Consider the following 22,829-nt stretch of genomic DNA (forward strand, 5'->3'; position numbering starts at 1 on the left):
ACGTTGCTGCAATGACTGATTTTCCCTTCGATGCCGTGCTGTTCGACTGCGACGGCGTCCTGGTCGATTCCGAACCCATCACCAGCCGCGTGCTGACCGACATGCTCAATGAGTTGGGCTGGGGCATCACGCATGCGGAAACCATGCAGATCTTCACGGGCAAGGCCGTCAGGGACGAACTGCCGCTGATCGAATCGCGCACGGGCGCCACGATCACGCCGGATTGGTTCGATCAGTTCCGCCAGCGCCGCAATGCCGCGCTGGACCGCGACCTGGTCGAGATCCCCGGCGCGCCGGACGCGGTGCGGGCTTTGCACGTGGCCTTGGACGGCCGCATCGCCGTGGCCTCGGGCGCGGACCGCCGCAAGGTGGAGCTGCAGCTGGCCAAGGTCGGCATTGCCGACTGCTTTCGCGAGCGGGTCTTCAGCGGCCACGAAATGCCGCGCAGCAAGCCCTATCCGGACGTGTACCTGGCCGCTGCGCAGGCGCTGGGCGTGGACCCTCGGCGTTGCGCCATCGTGGAAGACACGGTGACCGGCGCCACGGCTGGGGTGGCCGCCGGCGCTACTGTGTTCGGCTACAGCCCCGATGCCAATGGGCATAGCGGCGCCGAAGCCTTGCGCGGCGTGGGCGTGGCCCACGTGTTCACCGACATGGCCGCCTTGCCCGGTCTGCTGGCGGGCTGGCGCCAGGCCGCCTAGGGCCAGACATGCGGGACGGGCTTCAACGCGCGTACTGCTCGCCGCCGTCCAGGTCTATCACCGTGCCGCTCAGGTAGCCCGCGCGCGGCGAGGCGCCGAAGACGATCATGTCGGCCACCTCACCGGGTTCCATCAGGCGTCCGAAAGGCAGGTCCGACAGCGTCTCCTGCCAGCGGTTTTCGTCGCCCCAGCGCGCCTGGGCGCGCTGCTTGGCCAGCGTCAGCACGCGGTCGGTGCGGGTGCGCGAAGGATTCACGCCGAAGACGCGCACGCCGTGGCGCGGCGCATCCCCGCCCAGGGCGCGAGTGAAGGCGATGAGCGAGGCATTGCCTGCCGCGCCGCAGATGTAGTCGGCGCGCGGCGCGGAGCCCGCCATGCCGATGATGTTGGCGATGACGCCCGCGCCGGCGTCGCGCATGCGCGGGTAGTAGTGGCGGGCCAGGTCGATGTAGCCGTGGACTTTCAGTTCCCAGCCCGCGCGCCAGCGCTCGTCCTGCACCTGGTCCAGCGCGCCGCCCGGCACCGCGCCGGCGTTGTTCACCAGGATGTCGATATCGCCCGCTTCCTGGCTCAGGCGTTGCGCCGCGCCGGATTGGGCCAGGTCCAGCGTGACGGCCCGCGCCTGCTTCCCGGTCGCATCGCGTATGGTCTCGGCCGCCGTGCGCAGCGCCGCGTCGTCGCGCGCCACCAGTATCGGTTCGGCGCCTTCGCGGGCGAAGGCCAGCGCGCAGGCCAGGCCTATGCCCTTGGATGCGCCCGTGATGAGCACGCGTTTACCGTCTAGCTGCAAATCCATGTAACCCTCCGGTCGTTTCCGTCCGCGATGCCGCGCGACGCCAGGTCGGTTGTAAACCAGTTGTGCCCACATGTGCCAGTGCGTGCGCAGCATGGCAGCCGTCGCGCGGCGCCTGCTATGCTGGTCCGACCATTTCCCATGAGGGGACGGCGATGACGGAAATCTGGCTGGAAATCTGGTCCACCGTGCGCAGCGAATTCGCCGACATCCCCGATGTGGGCGAGGCGACCCGCATCGTGCTGCGCCTGGGCATGGCCATGCTGCTGGGCGGCCTGTTGGGTTATGAGCGGGAGCGCAGCGGCAAGGACGCCGGCTTGCGCACCCACATGCTGGTGGCGCTGGGGGCGGCGATCTTCGTGCTGGTGCCGCTGCAAGGCGGCATGGAAGTCGGCGACCTGAGCCGCGTGCTGCAGGGCGTGATCGCCGGCATCGGCTTCCTGGGCGCGGGCGCCATCATCAAGCTGAGCGACGAGCGCGAGATCCGCGGGCTGACCACGTCGGCAGGCATCTGGATGACGGCGGCGATCGGGGTGGCGGCGGGCATGGGACGCGAAGCCACCGCCGTGGTCAGCACCGTGATGGCGCTGTTCGTGCTGGCAGTGCTGCGGCGCGTCGAGGCGCGCATCGCCGCCAGGCACGAGCACAAGGTCATTGCTTCCGACGCCAAGCCGTAGCGGCGTTTCAATTGCCGCCGGACACCTCGATGAACGAACCGCTGGTGTAGCCGGCCTCATCCGAGAACAGCCACATCACGGCGCCCGCGACTTCTTCGACCGTGCCGCCGCGACGCAGCGGAATCGCGCCCTTCAGGCGGTCGACGCGGCCGGGTTCGCCGCCGCTGGCGTGCATGTCGGTGTAGATGGTGCCGGGACGTACGCCGTTGACGCGGATGCCTTCAGGCGCGACTTCCTTGGACAGGCCGATGGTCATCGTGTCCATGGCGCCCTTGGAGGCGGCGTAGTCCACATACTCGTTGGGCGAGCCCAGCCGGGCGGCCACGGACGAGACGTTGACGATGGCGCCGCCCTGGCCGCCATGGCGCGTCGACATGCGGCGCACTGCCTCGCGGGCGCACAGGAAGGCGCCGACCACATTGGTGGACAGCACGCGCAGCAGGCGGTCGGCGCTCATCTGGTCCACGCGCATCTGCTGCTCCAGGATGCCGGCGTTGTTGACCAGCGCGTCGATGCGGCCCAGCTGCTGGTCCAGTTCGCCGTACATGCGCAGCACCTGGTCCTCTTGCGAGACGTCGGCCTGCAGCGCGACGGCGCGGCCGCCGCCCCGCACGATTTCCTCGACCACCGCGCGCGCGGCGTCGGCGTTGGAATGGTAGTTGACGCCTACCGCGTAGCCGCGGCGGGCAGCCAGCCTGGCGACGGCGGCGCCGATGCCGCGGCCGCCGCCGGTGACGAGCATGATCTTTGACATGGCTTGCTCCTGATGGGATTACACCTTAGCAGATGGCGGCGGGCTCAGATCCAGACGTCGTTGGGAGCGCTGCGCTCGCCGCCCTGGTCGCCGGTGTTGCGCACGCCGCGCGGCTCGATCAGCAGCATTTTGACTTCCTCGGGCGCACAGGGCTTGTGCTCCACGCCCTTGGGGACCACGGCCATTTCGCCAGGGCCCAGGTCGATGTGGCCGTCGCGCAGCTGGATGCGCAGACGGCCCTCGATGACGATGAAGGTCTCGTCGGTGTCGGCATGGCTGTGCCACACGAATTCGCCCTGTATTTTCACCAGCTTGAACTGGTAGTCGTTCATCTCGGCGACGACTTTGGGCATCCAGTGTTCGGAGATCAGCGCCAGTTTGTCGGCGAAGTTGATGGTGCGGATTTCGGGCATGGGGAGGACTGTCGCATAGGGTTGAGCAAACCCCAGCATAGAAGGCTGCGCCGACGCCGTCTTGTACGATCGAGCAGCTTTGCGCGAATCCGCGTTCAGCGGCGCAGCATGCGCCGCCAGCGGTCGGGCGCCATGCCGTAGGTCTGGACGTGGCGGCGCGTCAGGTGGCTCTGGTCGGTGAAGCCCGACGCGGCGGCCGCTTGCGCCAGCGGCATGCCCGCGGCGATCAGGCGCCGGGCCTGGTCCAGGCGGCGCAGCATTACGTAGCGGTAGGGGCTGGTGCCGAACAGCGCGCGGAAGTCGCGCGACAGGCTCCAGCGGTCCGTGCCCGCGGCCGCTGACAGCTGTTCCAGGGTGATGGACCGTTCGAGCGAGGCGTGGATGTATTGGCGGGCGCGCTCGGCCGCGGCGTAGTCGGCGCTGCGGCGGCCGGGCTTGCCGCCAGCCGCGGCGCACAGGGCATGGCTCAGCTCGTACAGCGCGTCGTCTTCCTGCAGCGGGTCGATCGGATCATGCGTGTCCTGCAGCAGGCTGGCGCTGGCGGCGTACAGGCGTGGATCGGCCGAGATGCCGCCCGGGATGAATGGCAGCGGCCGTCCGCCCAGGATCTGCTGGATGAGCGCCGGCTCGACGTAGATCATGCGGTAGTGGAAACCGGCTTCGGTGCCGGCCTGGCCGTCGTGGACTTCGTCGGGATGCAGCACGATGGTGCCGCCGGGCAGGCTGTGCCGCAGCCCGCGGCGGTAGTGGAAGCTCTGCACGCCTGACAGCGTGCGGCCGATGGCGTAGGTGTCGTGGCGGTGCATGCCGTAGCCTGGACCGCCGAAATAGGCTTCGATGCGCTCCAGCTGGCCCGAGGGCGCGGCTCGCAATATCCAGTCTTGTTTCAATCCGCCTCCCGCAGCAGCCTCAATCCCACCAGAGGATAGCGCGTTTCCTGCGTGTTCCAGTTGCGGTAGGAGGCGCGCGTGTACAACGCCCAGGTATGCCAGGAGCCGCCGCGCCGTACGCGCACGTTGCCGCTGGCGGGGCCTTGCGGGTCGTCCACGGGTGAATGCGCGTAGTAGTCCTCGCCATACCAGTCCGAGACCCATTCCCAGGCGTTGCCGTGCATGTCGTACAGGCCGAAGGCATTGGGCGCATAGCTGGCGACCGGGGCGGTGAAGGCGTTGCCGTCGGCGCGGGCGGAGGCATGCGCCTGCCATTTGGGCCAGAGCGGCGCGGCGTCGGCGTCGAAGCCGTTGCCGACGTCGGGCATGGCGGCGGGATCGTCGCCGTTCTGGTAGCGGGTGCGCGCGCCGGCGCGGCAGGCGTATTCCCATTCGGCTTCGGTGGGCAGGCGGTAGACCTTGCCTTCGGTCTGGGTCAGCCAGCGGGCCAGCGCTGTGGCGTCGTTCCAGCTGATGTTGACCACGGGATGGTCATCGCCTTGCGCGAAGCCTGGATTGCGCCAGGAATAGCGGCGGTCGCGGCCTTCGAAAGCGTCGCCGCGCTCGGATTTGTCGGGGTCGTACTGCGGGTTGTAGCCATAGCCGCCGGTGCCGTCGGCCTCCGACTCCGGCACGTAGCCGGACGCCTCGATGAAGCGGCGGAACTGGCCCACGGTGACTTCCGTGCGTTCCAGGTAGAACGGACGGGTGATGCGCACCGTATGCACCGGCGCTTCATCGAACAGCTGGGCGTAGCGGTCCGGCGGGTACAGCGGATAGTCGCGCGCCAGCGCCTCGGGCGTCTCGTCGCTGCCCATCTGGAAGCTGCCGGCCGGCACGCGGACAAAGGTCATGCCCAGCGAATTTTCGATCAGGGCGGGCGGTTCACCCGACCAGGAAGGCGCCGATACGAGGGTGCAGAGCAAAGCCAGGGCGGTGCGTGTGCGCATGGGAATCCGGTAGGCGGAGCATGAGGGGTGCGCAATAGTAGAGCCGCCGCTTGCGCCCGGCCAGACGCGGGGAACCCTCATGCGGCGCTCAGCCGGCGCGGCGGATGGTGAAGTTGATGCGCTGGCTGCCCAGCCGCGGATGCGGCAGGTCCTTGATGGGCATGATGCCGTGGTAGCGCAGCCGGTCGACCCCGCCCCACACGACCACGTCGCCATGGAACAGCGGCGTGCGGCTGGCCTTGTCCGCGCGCTGGTCGCCGCCGAAGAGGAACATGGCGGGCATGCCCAGCGATACGGAGACGATGGGCGCGCCGTAGTCGCGTTCGTTCCTGTCCTGGTGCAGCGACAGCCGCGAGCCCGGCTCGTAGCGGTTGACCAGGCAGGCGTCTGGCTCGAAGCCAGGAAAACCGGCTTCGGCCGCGGCGGCCTGCGCCAGCTGCATGAAGGCCTGGGGCATGGCGGGCCAGGGCTGGCCGGAGAGCGGATCGATGCGCGCATAGCGGTAGCCGCGCGCATCGCTGGTCCAGCCCAGCTGTCCGCAATTGGTCAGCGCCACCGACATGGTGTAGCCGCCGGGGGTTTCCATGTGCCGGAAGGGCGCCTGCGCGGTCACGGCATCGACCCCCGCGAGGAGCGCGTCCACCAACGGCAGGGCAAAACCGCGCAGCACCACGGATTGGGGGCCGAGCGCGACGCGTCCGCCTTGCGCGGCGCCGTCGTCGCCGTCCTCCCCAAACAGGTCCAGGTTGGTAGCCATGCCGGCCTACAGCAGCGGTTCCAGCGGCAGCAGCGACACGAACCAGACCGACAGGCGTTGCCACACGGTCGTGCCGGGCTCCGTGTCGTGGCGGATGGTGTCGCCGTTGCGCTGTTCCAGCCAATAGAGCTGGCCCTTGTCGTCCAGGCAGACGCGGTAGGCGGCTTTGGGGATGTCCTTGTCGAAGGCGTCGGCGATGTGGCGCGCCAGCGTGGGGCTGTCTATGACGAAGCCCAGCTCGGTGTTGAGCTTGGCCGAGCGCGGGTCGAAGTTGAAGGAGCCGACGAAGATGCGCCTGCCGTCGACGGCGAAGGTCTTGGCGTGCAGGCTCGAGCCCGAGCTGCCGAAGGGGCCCATGCTCTTGTTGCGCTCGACTTCGGCGCCCATGCGCTTCATTTCGTAAAGTTCCACGCCGCTGGCCAGCAGATCCTTGCGGCGCTTGGCGTAGCCGGAATGCACCACGGCGACGTCCGTGGCTTCAAGCGCATTGGTGAGGACCTTGACCTTGACGCCGCTGCGCGCCATCTGTCCGAAGGACTCGGTGCCGACGGCGGTAGGCACGAAATAGGGCGACACCAGTTCGAGATCGGTGGTGGGGGTGCCGATGATTTCATGCAGCTGATGCGGCAGCATTGCCTCGGGCGGCGCGGTGCCCAGCGTCTTGCGCGGATCGTCGCTGACCATGCGCGTGTCGGCCCATTCCAGCGTCAGCTCGCCGCGCAGCAGCTGCTGGATGAAGGGCAGCTTGCGCATGGCGTCGGCATAGGCGGCGGCTTCGGGAGAGCGCTCGACCCGGGCGGCGGCCTGTTCCAGTTCGTCCAGTTCGCCGGGGTCGGTTTTCTTAAGCAGCCGGTCGACCGGGTAGGCCGAGTCGCTGGCCCAGTAGCGGTCGAAATCCGTCGACACGTCATTGACCGCGGCGCCGATGGCCAGCACGTCCAGGTCGGTGAAGAGCACGCCGCTGGCCGCGCCGAAGTACTCGTCGCCGACGTTGCGCCCGCCGATGATGGTGGCCTGGTTGTCGGCGGTGAAGGACTTGTTGTGCATGCGGCGGTTCAGGCGGCTGAAGTCCGTCACGTAGCCCAGGGGCTTGGGCCAGCGCAGCACGAAGGGGTTGTACAGCCGCACTTCGATGTTGGGATGCGCGTCCAGGGCGGACAGCTCCTCGTCCAACCCCGAGGTGCCGTTGTCGTCCAGCAGCAGCCGCACCCGCACGCCGCGGTCGGCGGCTTCGTGCAGGGCCTCCAGCAGCATGGTGCCCGTCATGTCCTTGTGCCAGATGTAGTACTGCACATCCAGGCTGCGTTCGGCGGCGCGCGCCAGCAGCATGCGGGCGGCGAAGGCGTCATAGGCGTCGGGCAGCGGGTGGATGCCGGACTTGCCCGGGTGCTGGGCAGCAAGCGGCGCGATGGCCCGGCCCAGCGGGGTGTCTTGCGATGCCTCCGGCGTCAGCGCATGGGATTCGCTGCGGTTATCCAGCGGCGGCAAGCCGCAGCCGCTCAGCAGGCTCAGGCAAAGGGCAGTCATCATCAAGGGTTTGGCCAGGTACATGACCCGTATTGTGCCGAAATCGCGGCGCGGGCCGGTTCCGGCAGCCACCTTTCTCTGGGAAGCTTGACGATTTTCCGTATTTGAGAGAAATTCTCTTATATGGAAAACAACATCACCGCCGAGGCCGATCTGGACGGCCGCATCGCCGCCCGGCTCAAGGCGTTGCGCCAGGAGCGCAACTGGTCGCTGGACGAGCTGGCCGCCCGCGCCGGTCTCAGCCGCGCCACCCTGTCCCGCCTGGAAAACGCCGAAGTCAGCCCGACCGCCAGCGCGCTGGGCAAGTTGTGCGCGGCCTATGGCCTGACCATGTCGCGCCTGATGCTGATGGTCGAGGATGACTTCGTGCCGCTGGTGCCGCAGCAGGCGCAGGCCGTGTGGGTGGACGGCAGCGCGGGATTCCGCCGCCGCTCGGTGTCCCCGCCCGCGCAGCAATTGGCGGGCGAGGTGCTGGCGTGCGAGCTGGAGCCTGGTACGCGCATCGCCTACGAGCGGTCGCCCCGGCCAGGGCTTGAACACCACCTGCTGATGCTGGACGGCGAGCTGGCCATCACCGTCGATGGGCAGGCGCACCGCCTTTCCCAGGGCGACTGCCTGCGCTACCAGCTATTCGGCGCGAGCGAATTTTCAACCCCGCCGCATTGCGGCGCCCGTTATCTGCTCTTCATCGTCTGAGCCTGCCATGTCCCATCCGAATCCTGAATTGATCCTGCTGTCAGCGGATGCCGCCGACGCTCTCGTGCCCGAGCTGGGCGAACTGCTGCGCGCCTGCGTGCAGGGTGGCGCCAGCGTCAGCTTCGTGCTGCCGTATTCGTCGGACGACGCGCAGGCGTTCTGGCGAGCCAAGGTGCTGCCGGCGGTCGCCGGCGGCAAGTCGGCGCTGTGGGTGGCGCGACAGGACGGACGCGTCGCGGGATCGGTGCAGCTGGATTGGGACACGCCGCCCAATCAGCCGCACCGCGCCGAGGTGCGCAAGCTGCTGGTGCATCCGGACTTCCGCCGCCGCGGCCTGGCCCGCGCCTTGCTGGCCGAAGCGGAAGCCATGGCGCGGCGCCAGGGACGCAGCCTGATTACGCTGGACACGCGCACGGGCGATAGCGCCGAGCCGCTGTACGCGTCGCAGGGCTATCAGACCGTGGGAGTGATACCGGGATTCAGCCGCGATCCGCATGATGCCGCCAAGCTGGACGGCACCACCATCATGTACAAGCAGCTGTAGCGGACGCTGCCGCCGCGGGCGGCAGCGGCAGGGCTTTAGCCCAGGGGCTTGATGCCCACGCTGTAAGGCGGGGCATTGCCGCGCGCCGGAGCCTTGATCTTCAGCATCGAGCCGCCGGGGGTGAATTCGAATTCCTGGTACGGAACCTCGAACCACTGGTGAAAGCTGGTGCGCGAGAATTCCGGCACCCAGACCTTGGCGCGCTTGGGGTCGCAGTGGAACTCGACCAGCGTGCGGTCTATGCCCAGCGGGCGGGTATTGCCGATGCGGTAGCTGACTTTGAGTTCGGCGCGCTCGGTCGAGCCGGGGCGCCAGGCCAGGCCGACGGATTCCATGAATTTTTCGATCGCCTCGATACCGCGATGCATGACTGACTCCGAATGCGGGCGGGCACGTGGCCCGGAAAAACTGTGCCGTTCCCCGCGGCGCCGCGGGAAACACCCGAATTATCCGTCATTCCAGCTGCGGGCGCTTCCAGGCTTGCATGCCGTCAATCGGCGCCATTGAACAAAGCAAATGGACGGCGCGCGGCGAGGCCCGCACCATGGCATCCATGTCCTCTATAAGACCTGCGCGGCCCGCGCCGGTCCGGACGCGAAATCCTAGGAGTCATCATGGCAAATTTCATACTGGCATTGGTCAACGCGGAACTCTCTCTCTTCGGCGTCGAGACGCCTGGCGCGGCGCAGGAACCGTCAGCCGCCCCGCAGGCGGCAAGCGCGCCCGCATTCGACAGCGAGCACTACCGCAGCGCGCTGGGCTGAGCGCCAGCGGAACACACCGTTGCAGGAATAGGCAGGATTCACGCAAGAACGAGCCTGTACGCGCAGGCTCGCGATTCTTACCATCTCTTCCAGGGTCGAGACGGCGTGTCCATTGCGGATGCGCTGGCTCTGCCACGCTGCCGGGCGCATTGCCGGCAGCGCACGCAAGGGAAGGGAATCGCATGAATACCGAAAAAATCTGGTTGGTGACGGACGCATCCGCGGGGCTGGGCCTGGTCCTGGTGAAGATGCTGCTGGACTTGGGCCACAAGGTCGCGGCGACCTCGCAGGACGGCGATGCGCTGCTGGACGCGGTGGGCGCCAAGCTGGAGGGGCAGTTCCTGCCCCTGACGGTGGACCTGGCCGACGAGCGCAAGGTGCAGCGCGCGGTGGATGCCACGGTGGCCGCCTTCGGCGGCCTGGACGTGGTGGTGAACAACGCGGGCCATGGCCTGCGCGGCGCGCTGGATAGTCTGCCGGACGAGGACCTGAGAGGCACCTTCGACATCAATGTGTTTGCCACGCTGAACGTGATCCGCGCGGTCCTGCCGCGCATGCGCGCGCAGCGCAGCGGGCACGTCTTCAACATCTCGTCGATCCTGGGCTTCGATGGCGGCAGGGCCGATTGGGGCGCCTATAGCGCCGCCAAGTTCGCCGTCAGCGGCCTGACCGAAGCCCTGGCCGCCGAGGCGGCGCCGTTCGGCATCCGGGTGTCGCTGGTCTACCCGGGCGCGTTGCGCACGGCGGACGGCGAGCAAGCGCCCGAACTGGCGGCGCGCAATGCGCAGGCGCGCGACGCGGACGGCGATCCGGCCAAGATGGCGCGCACGCTGATCAACGCGGCGCAGGCGCAATATGCGCCCCTGCACCTGTTCCTGGGGCACGACGCCTTCGACCAGGCGCGCGCCAAGATCCAGTCGGTGCAGCAGGAACTGGCGCGCTGGCGCGAGATGTCCGTGTCCATCGGCTTCGTGGACGAAAGGCGGATGGCCGCCTGACGCTCCGGCTGAGAGCCGGGCTCAGGCCGTCCAGCCCTGCACCGCCTGGTAGGCGCCCAACAGCGCCAGGCTCACCATGAAGCAGCGCTTGAAGGCCTGCGCCGACATCCTGCCGCGCAGCCATGTGCCCAGCGCCATGCCGGCCAGCGCCGGCAGCAACATCAGCAGGGACGCGCCGGCGGCTTCGGGCGTGTAGCCGCCGGTGACGCCCAGGCCGATCGCCAACGCCACGGTGGACACCGTGAACGAGATGCCCATGGCCTGGATCAGGCCGTCCTTGCCCAGGTTCAGGGCTTGCAGATAAGGCACCGCGGGGATGACGAACACGCCGGTCGCCGCGGTGATGACCCCGGTAATGGCGCCGACCGATACGCCCACCAGCCCTTGATGGCGCTGCGGCGCCCTGGGCGGCGAGCCGAACAGGCCCCAGGCGGCATAGGCCACCAGGGCCAGCCCCAGGCACACGCTGGCCCAGTGTCCCGAAGGCGGACCCAGCCACAACGCGCCGCCTATCGTGCCCGCGCAGACGCCGGCCTGCATCGCGCCGATGCGGCGCAGCACCTGGGGCAGCGTGACCCAAGGCCGGGCCTGCCAGAGGTTGGTGATGAGGGAGGGCACGATCAGCAATGCCGCGGCCTGGGCGGGAGCCATGACCAGCGCCAGCATGGCCATGGAGATGGTGGGCAGTCCCAGCCCCACGACGCCCTTGACCACGCCGGCCAGGATGAACACCGATACGGTGACGGCAAGCAGCACGGGCGTGCCGCCGGGAAACAGGTCCAGGAGGTTCATGCGGGCTCGCAGCGGACGGTGAGGCCGTCGCGCGGACGGCCGAACAGGGCGTAGGCGACGTCGTCCGCGCCCTTGCCGTCCTGGCGGGCGGCGCGCAGCAGCCACCGCCGTCCCTCGCACAGGTCGGCGCGCAGGGACTCACCGTAGAGCGTCGGGCCGCCCAGCAGGGCGATGCCCAGCATGCGCTGCGCGGGCGCGTGGCCGTCGCTGGCGGCCGCGCGCAGCCACTGCGTCATGGCGGCATAGTCGCCCTGGGTCTGGGCTTCCAACGCCAGCGCGTATTTCTGCGCTGGCGTGGTGTGAGGGTCCAGGCTGGCGGCTACGGCCAAACCTGAGCCTTGCAGGCTCAGGGCCAGCAGGGCAAGAGCGGGCCAATGGACCCGGGGGCGCCGCGATATGATGGTTTTCATGGAATTTCCCTGGATTGGAAGGGCGGGAGTTCATTGTCATCCGCAGCGCCTTGGATCTTGTATCGGGATCTCGCGTAGTTGTCCTATGGCACAGCCTGAGGCTTGCCGTGCTACGCTTTTTGCATGCGATTCGATCTCACCGATCTGCGGCTGTTCCTCAACGTACAGGAAACCGGCTCCATCACCGCGGGGGCCAAGCGCTCCCACATGACGTTGGCATCGGCCAGCGAACGTATCCGCGGCATGGAGGACACGCTGGGCGTGCCGCTGCTGCTGCGCGAGCCGCGCGGGGTCGAGCCCACGCCGGCGGGCCGCACGCTGGCGCACCATGCGCGCGTGGTGCTGGCGCAGATGGATCGCATGCGCGGCGAGCTGGACCATTACGGCCTGGGGCTGAAAGGGTTGGTGCGCGTGCTGTGCAACACCACGGCCCTGAGCGAATACCTGCCGCCGGTGCTGGGCGCATTTCTCAAGGACCATCCCCGCGTCTCGGTGGACCTGGAAGAACGCTTGAGCCACGAGATCGCCGACGCGTTGCGGGCAGGCGCCTGCGACATCGGCGTGCTGGCCGATTCGGCCGATCTGCACGGCCTGCATACGCAGACCTTCCGGCATGATCCCCTGACGTTGATCGTGCCGCCGGACCACGCGCTGGCCGGCCGTCAGTCGGTGCTGCTGGCCGACGTGGCCGATCAGGAATTCGTCGGGCTGGTCGAGGGCAGCGCCTTGCAGGAACACATCGCCCATCACGCGCGGCGTGGCGGCAAGGCCTTGTCGTACCGCGTGCGGCTGCGCAGTTTCGATGCCGTGTGCCGCATGGTGGGGCAGGGTGTGGGCATTGCCATCGTGCCGCGCGTGGCGGCGGCGCGTTATGGCCGGGCCGCGGGCGTGCGGCGCGTGGCGTTGGCCGACGATTGGGCCGCGCGCGACCTGGTGCTATGCGTGCGCGATACGCTGCCGGCCTACGCGGCAGCGCTGGTGGAATACGCGCTGCGCGACGCGCCTGCGCGCCCGGACCGCTAGGAGCGCGCGAACAGCCGGCGCCAGCCCTGGACCGGGCGGTCGAACCAGGAGCCCGACGCGACGGCGCCCAGGATGACCAGGCCATAGACGCACATCGCCAGCGCCGCGATGGCGAAGAACAGGCTCAGCGATCCCGTCAGGCGCAAGGCAATGGCGCCGGCGCCGATGCCTAGCAGCAGACGCAGGAATCCCGCGATCAGCGGCCATTTCAGGCGGCCGGCGCCCTGCGAAGCGAAGTACATCGAGAAACCCAGGGCGAAGAAGCCGTAGACCGGACCGACGGTGCGCAGATAGCTGGCGCCGGCTTCCAGCATATGGTCCTGCGCGCCGAACAGGCGCAGCCAGGCCTCGGGGAAGAACGCCGCCGCCAGTCCGATGGCCTCCGCCAGCACAAAGGCCATCGCGCCGCCGGTCAGGGCGATGCGCAGCGCGCGTTCGGGCTGGCCCGCGCCGATGTTGGACCCCACCATTGCCACCATGGGCGCGCCCAAGCCGAAGGCGATGGGCATCAGCAGGTACTCCAGGCGCACGGCGATGCCATAGCCGGCGACCGCTGCGGTGCCGGCATAGGCGCCGACCAGGGCCGCCGTCAGCGCCACCAGGGCGTTGGTCAGGAGGGGATTGATGGTGGCCAGGGCGCCCACGCTGAGGATATTGCGCATCAGGCCCGGATAGAGGCGGCTGGGCACCAGCCGCGCCGCGTTGCGTCCGCTGGCGCAGTACAGGCCCAGGATCAGCGCGCCCAGGGCGTAGTAGATCACCAGCGCCCAGCCGCCGCCGGCCACGCCCAGCGCGGGAAAAGGCCCCCAGCCGAAGATCAGGCACGGAGACAGCGGGATCAGCAGCAGGGCGCCGCCGCAGATCACGGCGCCAGGCACCAGCATGTTGCCCGTGCCGCGGATGGCGCTGGCGAACGCGTTCATCAGCCACATCAGGACGATGCCGCCGAAGATGACGTCGGAATAGGCCAGGGCGGCCTCTAGCGCCTCTCCCTCGGCGCCCAGCGCGCGGTAAAGCCACGGGCCGCCAAGCAGCAGCAGTGCGCAAAACGCCAGGCCCAGCAGGCCGTTGAGCACCACGGCGTGCAGCACCAACTGGTCCGCCTCGCGCTGCCGGCCGCCGCCCAGCGATCTTGCGACCGCGGCCGAGATGCCGCCGCCCATCGCGCCTTGCGACATGTTCTGCATCAGCATCAGCACCGGCACCACCAATGCCACGCCCGCCAGCACCGGCGTGCCCAAGCGCGCCAGGAACCAGGTCTCGATCAATCCGGTGGAGGACTGCGCCAGCATCATCAGGATGTTCGGCCACGCCAGGCGCGCCAGCGTGGGGGCGATGGGCGCATGCAGCATGGCCTGCAGGCGCGCATTGGCGGGACGGGGCGGCGGTGGCGCGGACATGGGAAGGAACCCTTGGGTGGCGTTCGAATATTTACGTGCATATGCCAATAAAAGTCAAGATTGCGCTAGACTCGATTCCACGCCGGCGGTAGCGTTGAGTCCTCGCCGTCCTCTACTTCTTGCGCCTGCCATGCCCGACGAACAGCCTTCCGTTTCCGCCGCTTCCGTTGCACCCGATCCGCTCATCTGCAACGGCGCGGCGCTGCGCAAGGCGACCCGGCGCGTTTCGCAGTTGTACGACACGGTGCTGGCTCCCTGCGGCCTGAAGGTGTCGCAGCATTCCATCCTGGTGCATATCGCGCGCGCGGGCACGCCGTCGATGACCGACCTGGCGCGCAACATGGTGCTGGACCGGTCGGCGCTGGCGCACAATCTCAAGCCGCTGGAGCGCGACGGCTACGTGCAGATGTCGCGCGACCCGCTGGACGGGCGCAGCCGCCGCGTGGCGTTGACTGACGCGGGACGCGCCAAGCTGGCGGAGTCCAAGCGTCTGTGGAAAGACGCGCAGCGCCGCTTCGAGGCGGCCTACGGGGCCGAACGCGCCGCCGCGTTGCGGCGCTCGCTGGCCGATATTTTTTCCGACGAGTTTGCGCTGGCCTTCAGCCGCGGCTAGGGCCGCTGGGGGCGTCGTCGGCAGCGGCTGCGGGTCCGGCGGGTAGCCGCTGGCCGCGCGAGCGCAGCCCGGACCCGCCCAGCGCCAGCACCGCGCCCAGCACGCAAGCCATGCCGGCCAGCTGCGCGGGAGCCAAGGATTCGCCCAGCAGTCCGGCGGCCAGCGCTACCGCCGATACCGGCGCCAGCGCGGTGAACAAGGCGGCTTCGGCGCCGTTGACGCGGGCCGCGCCCGCATACCAGAGCAGGAAGCCGCCCACGGTGGGCACCAGCGCGTAGTAGGCCACCGCGGCCACCGCCGAAGCGGGCAAGTTCAGATCCCACGGCGCTTCCGCCACGCATGCCACGGCCGAGAATGCCAGGCCAAAGCCCGTCATGAGCGTCGATAGCGCCAGCGGCGCCACCGGCTGGCGCAGCCGCTTGTTCAACAGGATGAATAATCCTTCGCACAGCACCGCGCCCAGGATCAGCGCGTTGCCCGCCAGCGAGCGCGCGCCGCCTTGACCGGCCGAATGGCGCATCATCAGCCAGACGCCGAAGGCCGCGGCGACGATGGCGGCCAGTGTGGCCTTGCCCGGGCGTTCGCCCAGCAGCAGGATGGCGATGGCAGCCGAGACCAGCGGCAAGGTGCCCAGGATGATGCCGCCGTCCACCGCCGACGCACGCTGCAGCCCGGCGATCAGCAGCGCGGTGTAGCCGACGCTGCCGGCGATGGCCTGGACGGCCAGCAGCAGCCAGTCGCGCGGCGCCAGCCGCGGCAGGCGCGCGCCGGTCAACGCCATCAGCAGGGCGAAGCAGGGCAGTGCGATGGCGAAGCGCAAGGCCGTCGCGGTGAAGGGCGGCAAGCCCGTGCCGATGATCTTGCTGGCGGCTACCGTGCTGCCCACCAGCGCCATGGCGGCCGCCAGATAGCAATAGCCCTGCATCCGATTGTTCATTACCCGACCCACGCCTGTTCAGAGAGAGGCGCCCAGGCTAAGCGGCCGGGCGCGGCCGGGTCTTGAACGAAATTGCAGGGCTCAGCCCGCGGCCAGCGCGTAGCGGCGCGGCGATACGCCGTAGGCGCGCACGAACAGCCGGGTCATGTGGCTCTGGTCGGCAAAGCCGACCGCGGCCGCGGCATCGGCCAGGGCCGAGCCTTGCCGGATCAGGCTGCGCGCCAGCAGCAGGCGTCGCTGCACCTGGTAGGCGTGGGGCGTGAGGCCGGTGTCGCGGGCGAACGCCCGCAGCACCTGGTAGCGGCTCAGGCCACTGGCCGCGGCCAGGTCGGCCAGCGACAGCGAGGCCGCCGGGTCGTCGTCGATCAGCGCGCGGGCATGGCGGATGGCGTCTGGGGCGGCGCGCGCGGGCCGGGCCAGACGCTCGGCATCGCGGTCGCGCGCCTGCGCCAGGATGCGCAGCAGCAGCGCATCGCAGGCCAGCGGCGCCGCGCCGGCAGTGGCCTGGGCATACAGCGCCAGCACGTCGCGCGCCAGCGCGGGGCGGTCCTGTGCTGGGTGCTCGAATTCGTAGCCGAGGCCGCTTGCGTCCAGTTCGGCTGCGGCCTGTGCCACCACATCGGGGTCCAGATACAGCATCTGCCAGGCGCGTTCGCCATTGCCGATGGGGGCGCCGTCATGCACTTCGCCGGGGTTCACCGTGATGACGTGGCCGGGGCCGGCCTCGACCTGGCCGCGGCCGCTATGCGAGACCTGGGCGCCCTGGCGCATGACGCCGATGCCGAACTGCTCGTGCGTGTGGCGCGCGAACGCATGCCGGCTGTGCGCGGCCACGGCCTGCACGCCGGCGAGGGCGCTGCGCTGCATGACGAACTGGCCTGAGTTCATGGGGAGTCTGGGGCAAGGGGCTTGCAGGCAGTATCACCCGCCCGCCCCGGCGCGATCAAGAGGCCAGCGGCCCGGCGCTCAGGCTATTGCAGCCCGTTCCAGCGGGCCACCGCGGGCTCGGCCGCGGCCCACTTCCACTGGCCGCCAGGCTGCTGGCAGATCATGCTGGAGTAGGCGGGTGCGGGCGCGTCCTTCTGCTCCACCGTGAACAGCACCTCGCGGCAATGGGTCAGCGGCGTGGCGATGTCGCGCACCACCTGGATGCCGCCGCGCTCGTTGCCTATGGACAGCGGTTGGCGGATTTCCCACTGGCGCACCTGGCCGATGGGCAGGGCGCCCGCCGCGTTGGCCATGACGTTCTGCTGGTCGTTCTTCCACTCGCGCAGCACGTATTTCACCGTGGCATCCACCGCCGCCTGGACCGTGACGCCAATGGCGTAGCCCGCCACCGGATTGGCGGTGGCTGCGCCGCTGACGGTGCCGACCACGGCGCCCGCCGCGCCGCCGATCGAGGAGCTCTGGCAGCCGGCCAGGCCCAGGCAGGCGGCCAGCGCCAGCAGGCTTGCGGCGCGCCTCACTGCAGCGAGCCCCAGCGGGCCGTGGCGGGCTCGGCGCTGGCCCAGCGCCAGTGCTCGCCGTCCCGGCACACGGTGGTGACGTAGAACTCGCGTTGCGGATCGGCGCCAGCCTTGTCGGCCGGCGTGTCTATGGAGAAGACCACTTCCTTGCATTCCAGGTTCACGCCGCCGATCAGCCGGCTGACCGTGACCTGGCCCTGCGCGTCGCTTTCGATGGGCAGCTGGTGCTTGACCTGCCAGTTGGCCACCTTGCCCACCGCCAGCGGACCGGCGGCCATGGCGATGGCGTCCTGTTCTTCGCCGCGCGTCTTGCGCTGGGCGTAGGCCAGCGCGGCCTTGGCGCCGGCCTGCACGCCCAGGCCGATGCCGGTGGCGACGGTGGCGTTGTCAGTGACCTTGTTGGCGATGGCGGTGCCGGCGATACCGGCCGCGGCGCCCGTGCCTTCGTTCAGCAGCGAATTGCAGCCGGACAATCCGGCAAGCGCGGCGAGGGTGAGGAGGGCGATTGCGCCGCGGCCCGGGTTGATAGGCGGAAGTGTGAACAAACTGCGTGCCCTCCTGCTTGTTGCTTGGCGCGGGAAGTATAGGAGGGCGCGCCGCCGCGGCGCGAGCGTATTTGCATTTGTTGGCAATTTTCCTGCCGCGCGGATCAGGCGGGCAGGCGCGCGCCCTTGGTGTAGGCCTCGCGCAGCGCGGCGGCGAACAGCGCGTCGACGTTGCGGCGCAGGCCCTCGGCGCGCGTGAACAGCGCGATCGGCGGCAGGGTCCAGTCGAAGGAATACGGCACGATGGCGGCGCCGGCGATGCGCACCAGCTCGTCGGCGATGTCTGCGGGCAGGATGGCGACGGCGCGGTCGCTGGCCACGATCATTTCGCCGATCAGCTTGGACGAGTCGCTTTGCACCGACGGCGTCGGGGGCGCCAGCCCGGCGCGCAGGAAGATCTCGGACACCTGTTCGCGGATCGGGCTGTCCGGCGTGCCCAGGATCCAGTCCAGGTCGGCCAGCCGGTTCCATTCCAGCCGCGAGCGGCCCAGGCGGGCCGCCAATCTGCGGCTGGCGATCAGGCGCGGCTGCTGGTGGTACAGCACCTCGAAGCCCAGGTTGTCCATGTCCACCGAGGGAGTGGCCCAGCCCACCACCATGTCCAGCGTATGGTCGCGCAGCTGGCGCAGCAGCGCCGGCCCCTGGCCTTCGTGGATGGTGGCGGTGATGCGGCGGCCTTGGGGCAGGGTGCGGCTGATGGCGGACGACAGCATCTGGCCGGACACGAAGGGGATGACGCCGATGTGCAAATGGGCGGCGTGGCCGGCCGCCACGGCCTCCATTTCCTGGACCAGATGCCCCAGGTCGTGGACCAGGGCGCGGGCGCGGGCCAGCACCGCCGCGCCCAGCGGAGTGGGCGTCATGCCGCGCACCGAGCGTTCGAACAGGGGCACGTCGAACATGCTTTCCAGTTCGGCCAGGGCATTGGTCACGGCTGGCTGGCTGGTGGCCATGTGCTCGGCCACCCGGGTCAGCGAGCCGTGCTGCTCGATCTGCAGCAGCAGCACCAGGTGGCGCATCTTCAGCCGCGAGGTCAGTTTCCGGATAACCAGGTCCGGATCAAAGGCTGTCATAGGCGATGCATAAGGTAAAGATTATGGGACGATATTAAAGTTGAATGATCTGCTTATGTATTGGAGCCTAGAATTTTTCCTATATCAAGACTAGGAGGCTCAGCCCCATGAATACGCAATCGGATCGCCAGGCAGCACTGGACTATCACGAGTTCCCCACCCCGGGGAAGATCTCCGTCGTGGCGTCCAAGCCGCTGGTCAACCAGCGCGACCTGGCCCTGGCGTACTCGCCTGGCGTGGCGGCGGCCTGTGAAGAAATCGTGGCCGATCCGGCCAATGTGTACCGGTACACCGGCCGCGGCAACCTGGTGGGCGTGATCACCAACGGCACCGCGGTGCTGGGCCTGGGCAACATCGGCGCGCTGGCCTCCAAGCCGGTGATGGAAGGCAAGGCGGTGCTGTTCAAGAAGTTCGCCGGCCTGGACGTGTACGACATCGAAATCAACGAGACCGACCCGGACAAACTGGTCGAGATCATCGCGGGCCTGGAAGCCACCTTCGGCGGCATCAACCTCGAAGACATCAAGGCGCCGGAGTGCTTCACGGTCGAGCGCAAGCTGCGCGAGCGCATGAAGATTCCCGTCTTCCACGACGACCAGCACGGCACGGCCATCACCGTTTCGGCCGCCTTCATTAACGGCCTGAAGGTCGTGGGCAAGGACATCAAGCAGGTCAAGGTGGTGACCTCGGGCGCAGGCGCGGCCGCGCTGGCCTGCCTGGACCTGATGGTGGACCTGGGCCTGCCGCTGGAAAACGTCTGGGTCACCGACATCGAAGGCGTGGTCTATGAAGGCCGCACGGTGCTGATGGATCCGGACAAGGCGCGCTTCGCGCAAAAGACCGACGCCCGCAAGCTGGCCGAAGTGATCCAGGGCGCCGACGTGTTCCTGGGCCTGTCGGCGGGCGGCGTGCTCAAGCCCGAAATGGTCGCGGCCATGGGTCCGCGTCCGCTGATCCTGGCGCTGGCCAACCCCACGCCCGAGATCCTGCCGGAAGTGGCGCAGTCGGTGCGCGACGACGTGGTCATGGCGACCGGCCGTTCGGACTATCCGAACCAGGTCAACAACGTGCTGTGCTTCCCGTACATTTTCCGCGGCGCGCTGGATGTGGGCGCCACCACCATCACCCGTGAAATGGAAAAGGCGGCGGTGTACGCCATCGCCGAGCTGGCGGAAGAAGAGCAGAACGAAGTCGTGGCGGCGGCCTATGGCACCTACGACATTTCGTTCGGCCCTGAATACCTGATCCCCAAGCCTTTCGATCCGCGCCTGATCGTGCGCATTGCGCCGGCGGTGGCCAAGGCCGCGATGGAAGGCGGCGTGGCGACGCGTCCGCTGGCGGACCTGGAAGCCTACGAAGAGCAGCTGCAGCAGTTCGTGTACCACTCGGGCGCCTTCATGAAGCCGCTGTTCTCGGCGGCCAAGCGCATCGTGCGCGAAGGCGGCAAGTCTCGCATCGTGTTCACGGAAGGCGAAGACGAGCGCGTGCTGCGCGCGGTGCAGGTGATCGTCGATGAAGGCCTGGCCCGTCCCATCCTGGTGGGCCGTCCCGCGGTCCTGCTGTCGCGCATCGAGAAGTTCGGCCTGCGCCTGCGCCTGGGCGAGGACGTCGAAGTCACCAACCCGGAATATGACGAACGCTTCCACCAGTACTGGACCACGTACTGGGAACTGATGTGCCGTCGCGGCATCACCAAGGAAATGGCGCGTGTGGAAATGCGCCGCCGCCTGACCCTGATCGGCGCGATGATGGTGCACCTGGGCGACGCCGACGGCATGGTCTGCGGCACGGTGGGCGCGTACCACGACCACCTGCGCTTCGTGGACGAGGTCATCGGCCGCCGTCCCGGCCACAACGTGTATGCCGCCATGAACATCCTGCTGCTCAACGAGCGCACGGTGGTGCTGGTGGACACGCACGTCAACGATGAACCGTCGGCCGAACAGATCGCCGAGTTCACGGTGATGGCGGCGCAGGAAATGGCCCGCATGAACCTGGCGCCCAAGGTCGCGCTGCTGTCGCGCTCGAATTTCGGTTCGGGCAGTTCGGCCTCGGGCGCGAAGATGCGCCGCGCGCTGGAACTGGTGCGCCAGGCCGCGCCGGAACTCGAGATCGACGGCGAAATGCACGGCGACTGCGCGCTGGACGAAGCGCTGCGCATGCGCATCCTGCCTTCGTCTTCGCTCAAGGGCGAGGCCAACCTGCTGGTGTGCCCGAACGTGGACTCGGGCAACATCGCCTACAACCTGTTGAAGACCGCCGCAGGCGGCAACGTTGCAGTGGGTCCGTTCCTGCTGGGCGCCAACGCGCCGGTGCACATCCTGACCTCCAGCTCCACCGTGCGCCGCATCATCAACATGACCGCGATGACCGTGCTGGACGCCAACCGCGTCGAAGCCTCGGCCTGATCCTGCTTGCGCGCCGTTGCGGCGCGCAGACAAGGCGAGAAAAAACGCGCCGCTCCATCCCGGGATGGAGCGGCGCGTTTTTTTTGCGCTCGGGCGCTGGAATCCGGCGCGCTTAGTTGCTGCTGGCCTTCCAGGTGCCGTCCGGCTGCTTGCAGAACCAGAACTGCCATTTTTCCGTGGTGGCGCCGCGGGCGAAATCTCCAACCAGGAAGCGGCAGACGCGGTCGTCCTTGACCTTGCTGGTTTGCGTGGGGGTCAGCTGCACCGTGATGGGAGGCGCCTTGCGCGGCTGGTGCGTGCTGCTCCACTGGGTGCGCTGGCCGTCGGCCGAGCTGTTCAGCGACTGTGCCACGGCTTCATGGAAGGAGGGCTGATCGGCCTTGGGGATCTGCGTGATGATGGCATTGTTCAGCATCACCGGAGGCGCGGCAAAGGCCGGCGCGGCGATGCCGCAAGCCACCAGCAAAGAGGCGAGAACGCGGGTGTGTTTCAAGATGGGCTCCCTGTTGAGTCGTAGTGTTATGCCTGATCTTGGGGCGATAGTACGCGAACGGATGGAACAGTGCTTTGCGGGGGGCGTTGAAACTCGCGGTTTTTACCCTTGGGCCACACTTGAGCCCGGAGCGTCCCGCCACATGAAGCGCGGCCGGCGCTTTCCGCACAGGCGAAAAAAAGCCGCCAGACACTGGCGGCCAAGGTACAACAAGGGGAGGGGTAAATCTGCGTGCGCTTAGTTGCCGTGGTAGACGCCTTGGAAGGGCACGTTGTTCGGTTCCACATCGGCCATCTGGCCGGCGGCGCGGGCGGCGGCCAGTTCGGCGCGCACTTCAGCGCGGGTCTTGCCGGTGTGGGGCGTGCCGTAGACGCCTTGGAAAGGCACGTTGTTCGGTTCCACTTCAGCCATCTGGCCGGCAGCCTTGGCGGCGGCCAGTTCAGCCTGCACCTGGGCGCGGGTCGGGCCTTCATAAGGGGTGCCGTAGACGCCTTGGAACGGGACGTTGTTGGGTTCGATGTTGGGCGAGGCGGCGTAGGCGCCGGCGCTTAGCGCGGCCAGGGACATCATCAAAGCGGTAGCGAGGGTCTTCATGGTAAATCTCCGATTTCAAGAGCTTTGGGAGCGAATCGGCGGCCTATCCGTCTGGTTCGTTGCTGTTTCCCGATGGCTCAATAGTGCGCTGAATCGGACTAGGGATAAACCCGTATATTGGTAAAAGATATTCCCATCAGTGGAAAGATAGCGAATTTCTTAGGATATATTTTCCATTGATGGAACTGGGGACGGACTATCAGGCGTGCGCAAGCCTGGAATACGGCGATTCCATGCGGTTTGGGGGCTTGGAGAGAAGGGCAGCGTGGATGCGCCGCCAGTACCGCAGGCGCAGCGTCAGTAGTGCGGCGGTATTTCGTCGCGCAGGCTGCGGAAGGGCGCGCCGCCCTCGGGCGCCTGCTGTCGCAGGTCGGCCACTTCGCGCATCAGCCGGTCTATCTGCTGTTGCTGGCGCACGATGATCTGGTTGAGCTGTTCCAGCATGTCGTCCGAGAAGCTGGCCTTGACCTCCAGCTCCAGCAGGCGGCGTTCGATGTCTTGCAAGTTATCCATGGCGGGTATTAGAACCGATTCCCGCCGCGGCCCCTACAGGAGGCGTGTTTGACGCAGCG

Annotated in this window: 28 protein-coding genes; 9 read left to right on the plus strand and 19 right to left on the minus strand. The window is 68.3% G+C overall.

What is annotated here, in order from left to right; all coding sequences use genetic code 11:
- The first annotated feature begins 11 nt into the window (after positions 1-11).
- The gene (locus IB268_RS06380) at positions 12-701 is read left to right on the plus strand and encodes an HAD family phosphatase (RefSeq protein WP_175160182.1); all 690 of its coding nucleotides are present in this window, start codon (positions 12-14) and stop codon (positions 699-701) included.
- A 22-nt stretch (positions 702-723) separates the two neighbouring features.
- On the opposite strand, the gene IB268_RS06385 is transcribed toward IB268_RS06380, so the two are convergent.
- Positions 724-1,497 (minus strand): SDR family oxidoreductase, encoded by a 774-nt coding sequence (locus tag IB268_RS06385; RefSeq protein ID WP_054451684.1) that lies wholly within the window; start codon positions 1,495-1,497, stop codon positions 724-726.
- Positions 1,498-1,649: 152 nt separating this feature from the next.
- Between IB268_RS06385 and IB268_RS06390 the strand changes: the two genes are divergently transcribed.
- A complete protein-coding gene (locus tag IB268_RS06390) occupies positions 1,650-2,171 on the plus strand; it encodes an MgtC/SapB family protein (RefSeq protein WP_054451683.1) in 522 nt (173 codons plus the stop codon).
- 7 nt (positions 2,172-2,178) lie between these two features.
- On the opposite strand, the gene IB268_RS06395 is transcribed toward IB268_RS06390, so the two are convergent.
- From IB268_RS06395 to IB268_RS06420, 6 genes are all read right to left on the minus strand, one after another.
- Complete coding sequence (locus IB268_RS06395; protein WP_054451682.1) at positions 2,179-2,925, minus strand: SDR family oxidoreductase; 747 nt, start codon at positions 2,923-2,925, stop codon at positions 2,179-2,181.
- A gap of 44 nt (positions 2,926-2,969) precedes the next feature.
- Positions 2,970-3,338, minus strand: coding sequence for a cupin domain-containing protein (locus tag IB268_RS06400; protein WP_054451681.1), 369 nt, complete (start codon positions 3,336-3,338; stop codon positions 2,970-2,972).
- A 95-nt stretch (positions 3,339-3,433) separates the two neighbouring features.
- Positions 3,434-4,228: an AraC family transcriptional regulator gene (locus IB268_RS06405; protein ID WP_119451084.1), complete on the minus strand. Its 795-nt coding sequence runs from the start codon at positions 4,226-4,228 to the stop codon at positions 3,434-3,436.
- The gene (locus tag IB268_RS06410) at positions 4,225-5,217 is read right to left on the minus strand and encodes a formylglycine-generating enzyme family protein (RefSeq protein WP_192353992.1); all 993 of its coding nucleotides are present in this window, start codon (positions 5,215-5,217) and stop codon (positions 4,225-4,227) included. Before IB268_RS06410 ends, IB268_RS06405 begins: the two co-directional genes overlap by 4 nt.
- Positions 5,218-5,305: 88 nt before the next feature.
- The gene (alkB, locus tag IB268_RS06415) at positions 5,306-5,974 is read right to left on the minus strand and encodes a DNA oxidative demethylase AlkB (RefSeq protein WP_054451679.1); all 669 of its coding nucleotides are present in this window, start codon (positions 5,972-5,974) and stop codon (positions 5,306-5,308) included.
- Positions 5,975-5,980: 6 nt separating this feature from the next.
- The gene (locus tag IB268_RS06420; RefSeq protein WP_119451081.1) at positions 5,981-7,525 is read right to left on the minus strand and encodes a phospholipase D family protein; all 1,545 of its coding nucleotides are present in this window, start codon (positions 7,523-7,525) and stop codon (positions 5,981-5,983) included.
- 99 nt (positions 7,526-7,624) lie between these two features.
- Between IB268_RS06420 and IB268_RS06425 the strand changes: the two genes are divergently transcribed.
- Complete coding sequence (locus IB268_RS06425; protein WP_054451678.1) at positions 7,625-8,197, plus strand: helix-turn-helix domain-containing protein; 573 nt, start codon at positions 7,625-7,627, stop codon at positions 8,195-8,197.
- A gap of 7 nt (positions 8,198-8,204) precedes the next feature.
- Complete coding sequence (locus IB268_RS06430) at positions 8,205-8,741, plus strand: GNAT family N-acetyltransferase (RefSeq protein WP_054451677.1); 537 nt, start codon at positions 8,205-8,207, stop codon at positions 8,739-8,741.
- Between the two features lie 35 nt (positions 8,742-8,776).
- Here the strand turns inward: IB268_RS06430 and IB268_RS06435 are convergent, their stop codons facing one another.
- The gene (locus IB268_RS06435; protein WP_054451676.1) at positions 8,777-9,109 is read right to left on the minus strand and encodes a hypothetical protein; all 333 of its coding nucleotides are present in this window, start codon (positions 9,107-9,109) and stop codon (positions 8,777-8,779) included.
- Between the two features lie 246 nt (positions 9,110-9,355).
- On the opposite strand from IB268_RS06435, the gene IB268_RS06440 reads away from it, so the two are divergent.
- Positions 9,356-9,505 (plus strand): hypothetical protein, encoded by a 150-nt coding sequence (locus IB268_RS06440; protein WP_165867857.1) that lies wholly within the window; start codon positions 9,356-9,358, stop codon positions 9,503-9,505.
- Positions 9,506-9,687: 182 nt separating this feature from the next.
- Positions 9,688-10,503 (plus strand): SDR family NAD(P)-dependent oxidoreductase, encoded by an 816-nt coding sequence (locus IB268_RS06445; RefSeq protein WP_192353993.1) that lies wholly within the window; start codon positions 9,688-9,690, stop codon positions 10,501-10,503.
- Positions 10,504-10,524: 21 nt separating this feature from the next.
- Here IB268_RS06445 and IB268_RS06450 read toward each other — a convergent pair whose 3' ends face one another.
- Positions 10,525-11,295, minus strand: a complete 771-nt coding sequence (locus IB268_RS06450) for a sulfite exporter TauE/SafE family protein (protein ID WP_054451674.1) — start codon at positions 11,293-11,295, stop codon at positions 10,525-10,527.
- On the minus strand, positions 11,292-11,705 hold the full coding sequence (locus tag IB268_RS06455; RefSeq protein WP_054451673.1) for a sel1 repeat family protein: 414 nt from the start codon (positions 11,703-11,705) through the stop codon (positions 11,292-11,294). Before IB268_RS06455 ends, IB268_RS06450 begins: the two co-directional genes overlap by 4 nt.
- A 123-nt stretch (positions 11,706-11,828) precedes the next feature.
- Between IB268_RS06455 and IB268_RS06460 the strand changes: the two genes are divergently transcribed.
- A complete protein-coding gene (locus tag IB268_RS06460; RefSeq protein WP_054451672.1) occupies positions 11,829-12,728 on the plus strand; it encodes a LysR family transcriptional regulator in 900 nt (299 codons plus the stop codon).
- On the opposite strand, the gene IB268_RS06465 is transcribed toward IB268_RS06460, so the two are convergent.
- Positions 12,725-14,128: an MATE family efflux transporter gene (locus tag IB268_RS06465; RefSeq protein WP_175180714.1), complete on the minus strand. Its 1,404-nt coding sequence runs from the start codon at positions 14,126-14,128 to the stop codon at positions 12,725-12,727. The genes IB268_RS06460 and IB268_RS06465 overlap by 4 nt on opposite strands.
- A 130-nt stretch (positions 14,129-14,258) precedes the next feature.
- Here IB268_RS06465 and IB268_RS06470 point away from each other — a divergent pair, with 130 nt between their 5' ends.
- On the plus strand, positions 14,259-14,741 hold the full coding sequence (locus tag IB268_RS06470) for a MarR family winged helix-turn-helix transcriptional regulator (RefSeq protein WP_054451670.1): 483 nt from the start codon (positions 14,259-14,261) through the stop codon (positions 14,739-14,741).
- On the opposite strand, the gene IB268_RS06475 is transcribed toward IB268_RS06470, so the two are convergent.
- The 5 genes from IB268_RS06475 to IB268_RS06495 all read right to left on the minus strand — a co-directional run bounded on the left by IB268_RS06475 (position 14,728) and on the right by IB268_RS06495 (position 18,762).
- Complete coding sequence (locus IB268_RS06475) at positions 14,728-15,678, minus strand: DMT family transporter (RefSeq protein ID WP_175160167.1); 951 nt, start codon at positions 15,676-15,678, stop codon at positions 14,728-14,730. The two genes, IB268_RS06470 and IB268_RS06475, sit on opposite strands and share 14 nt — an antisense overlap.
- 81 nt (positions 15,679-15,759) lie before the next feature.
- Entirely contained in the window at positions 15,760-16,566 is an 807-nt protein-coding gene (locus IB268_RS06480; protein ID WP_192353994.1) for an AraC family transcriptional regulator, read from the minus strand.
- An 83-nt stretch (positions 16,567-16,649) separates the two neighbouring features.
- Positions 16,650-17,144, minus strand: a complete 495-nt coding sequence (locus IB268_RS06485; RefSeq protein ID WP_119451074.1) for a hypothetical protein — start codon at positions 17,142-17,144, stop codon at positions 16,650-16,652.
- Positions 17,141-17,689: a hypothetical protein gene (locus IB268_RS06490; RefSeq protein WP_119451073.1), complete on the minus strand. Its 549-nt coding sequence runs from the start codon at positions 17,687-17,689 to the stop codon at positions 17,141-17,143. Before IB268_RS06490 ends, IB268_RS06485 begins: the two co-directional genes overlap by 4 nt.
- Positions 17,690-17,793: 104 nt before the next feature.
- Positions 17,794-18,762 (minus strand): LysR substrate-binding domain-containing protein, encoded by a 969-nt coding sequence (locus IB268_RS06495; protein WP_192353995.1) that lies wholly within the window; start codon positions 18,760-18,762, stop codon positions 17,794-17,796.
- 107 nt (positions 18,763-18,869) lie between these two features.
- Here IB268_RS06495 and IB268_RS06500 point away from each other — a divergent pair, with 107 nt between their 5' ends.
- Positions 18,870-21,170 (plus strand): NADP-dependent malic enzyme, encoded by a 2,301-nt coding sequence (locus IB268_RS06500; protein ID WP_054451665.1) that lies wholly within the window; start codon positions 18,870-18,872, stop codon positions 21,168-21,170.
- Positions 21,171-21,282: 112 nt separating this feature from the next.
- Here IB268_RS06500 and IB268_RS06505 read toward each other — a convergent pair whose 3' ends face one another.
- The 3 genes from IB268_RS06505 to IB268_RS06515 form a co-directional block, all read right to left on the minus strand.
- Positions 21,283-21,663, minus strand: coding sequence for a hypothetical protein (locus tag IB268_RS06505; protein WP_054451664.1), 381 nt, complete (start codon positions 21,661-21,663; stop codon positions 21,283-21,285).
- A gap of 237 nt (positions 21,664-21,900) precedes the next feature.
- Entirely contained in the window at positions 21,901-22,257 is a 357-nt protein-coding gene (locus tag IB268_RS06510) for a DUF4148 domain-containing protein (RefSeq protein WP_054451663.1), read from the minus strand.
- Positions 22,258-22,554: 297 nt separating this feature from the next.
- Positions 22,555-22,770 carry a SlyX family protein gene (locus IB268_RS06515; protein ID WP_059377677.1) on the minus strand — a complete coding sequence of 72 codons (216 nt, stop codon included), beginning with the start codon at positions 22,768-22,770 and terminating at the stop codon, positions 22,555-22,557.
- Positions 22,771-22,829: the final 59 nt, after the last annotated feature.

It is taken from the genome of Achromobacter sp. ACM01 (assembly GCF_014851745.1).
Lineage (GTDB): Bacteria > Pseudomonadota > Gammaproteobacteria > Burkholderiales > Burkholderiaceae_B > Achromobacter > Achromobacter aegrifaciens.

Excerpts from the sequence above, each read along its gene's own strand:
- IB268_RS06385 (WP_054451684.1), bottom strand. The coding sequence starts at position 1,497 with ATGGATTTGCAGCTAGACGGTAAACGCGTGCTCATCACGGGCGCATCC.
- IB268_RS06495 (WP_192353995.1), bottom strand. The coding sequence starts at position 18,762 with ATGACAGCCTTTGATCCGGACCTGGTTATCCGGAAACTGACCTCGCGG.
- IB268_RS06420 (WP_119451081.1), bottom strand. The coding sequence starts at position 7,525 with ATGTACCTGGCCAAACCCTTGATGATGACTGCCCTTTGCCTGAGCCTG.
- IB268_RS06430 (WP_054451677.1), top strand. The coding sequence starts at position 8,205 with ATGTCCCATCCGAATCCTGAATTGATCCTGCTGTCAGCGGATGCCGCC.
- IB268_RS06435 (WP_054451676.1), bottom strand. The coding sequence starts at position 9,109 with ATGCATCGCGGTATCGAGGCGATCGAAAAATTCATGGAATCCGTCGGC.
- IB268_RS06500 (WP_054451665.1), top strand. The coding sequence starts at position 18,870 with ATGAATACGCAATCGGATCGCCAGGCAGCACTGGACTATCACGAGTTC.
- IB268_RS06395 (WP_054451682.1), bottom strand. The coding sequence starts at position 2,925 with ATGTCAAAGATCATGCTCGTCACCGGCGGCGGCCGCGGCATCGGCGCC.
- IB268_RS06460 (WP_054451672.1), top strand. The coding sequence starts at position 11,829 with ATGCGATTCGATCTCACCGATCTGCGGCTGTTCCTCAACGTACAGGAA.
- IB268_RS06465 (WP_175180714.1), bottom strand. The coding sequence starts at position 14,128 with ATGTCCGCGCCACCGCCGCCCCGTCCCGCCAATGCGCGCCTGCAGGCC.
- IB268_RS06455 (WP_054451673.1), bottom strand. The coding sequence starts at position 11,705 with ATGAAAACCATCATATCGCGGCGCCCCCGGGTCCATTGGCCCGCTCTT.
- IB268_RS06390 (WP_054451683.1), top strand. The coding sequence starts at position 1,650 with ATGACGGAAATCTGGCTGGAAATCTGGTCCACCGTGCGCAGCGAATTC.
- IB268_RS06425 (WP_054451678.1), top strand. The coding sequence starts at position 7,625 with ATGGAAAACAACATCACCGCCGAGGCCGATCTGGACGGCCGCATCGCC.
- IB268_RS06515 (WP_059377677.1), bottom strand. The coding sequence starts at position 22,770 with ATGGATAACTTGCAAGACATCGAACGCCGCCTGCTGGAGCTGGAGGTC.
- IB268_RS06410 (WP_192353992.1), bottom strand. The coding sequence starts at position 5,217 with ATGCGCACACGCACCGCCCTGGCTTTGCTCTGCACCCTCGTATCGGCG.
- IB268_RS06470 (WP_054451670.1), top strand. The coding sequence starts at position 14,259 with ATGCCCGACGAACAGCCTTCCGTTTCCGCCGCTTCCGTTGCACCCGAT.
- IB268_RS06445 (WP_192353993.1), top strand. The coding sequence starts at position 9,688 with ATGAATACCGAAAAAATCTGGTTGGTGACGGACGCATCCGCGGGGCTG.
- alkB (WP_054451679.1), bottom strand. The coding sequence starts at position 5,974 with ATGGCTACCAACCTGGACCTGTTTGGGGAGGACGGCGACGACGGCGCC.
- IB268_RS06380 (WP_175160182.1), top strand. The coding sequence starts at position 12 with ATGACTGATTTTCCCTTCGATGCCGTGCTGTTCGACTGCGACGGCGTC.
- IB268_RS06510 (WP_054451663.1), bottom strand. The coding sequence starts at position 22,257 with ATGAAGACCCTCGCTACCGCTTTGATGATGTCCCTGGCCGCGCTAAGC.
- IB268_RS06480 (WP_192353994.1), bottom strand. The coding sequence starts at position 16,566 with ATGAACTCAGGCCAGTTCGTCATGCAGCGCAGCGCCCTCGCCGGCGTG.
- IB268_RS06400 (WP_054451681.1), bottom strand. The coding sequence starts at position 3,338 with ATGCCCGAAATCCGCACCATCAACTTCGCCGACAAACTGGCGCTGATC.
- IB268_RS06475 (WP_175160167.1), bottom strand. The coding sequence starts at position 15,678 with ATGAACAATCGGATGCAGGGCTATTGCTATCTGGCGGCCGCCATGGCG.
- IB268_RS06440 (WP_165867857.1), top strand. The coding sequence starts at position 9,356 with ATGGCAAATTTCATACTGGCATTGGTCAACGCGGAACTCTCTCTCTTC.
- IB268_RS06450 (WP_054451674.1), bottom strand. The coding sequence starts at position 11,295 with ATGAACCTCCTGGACCTGTTTCCCGGCGGCACGCCCGTGCTGCTTGCC.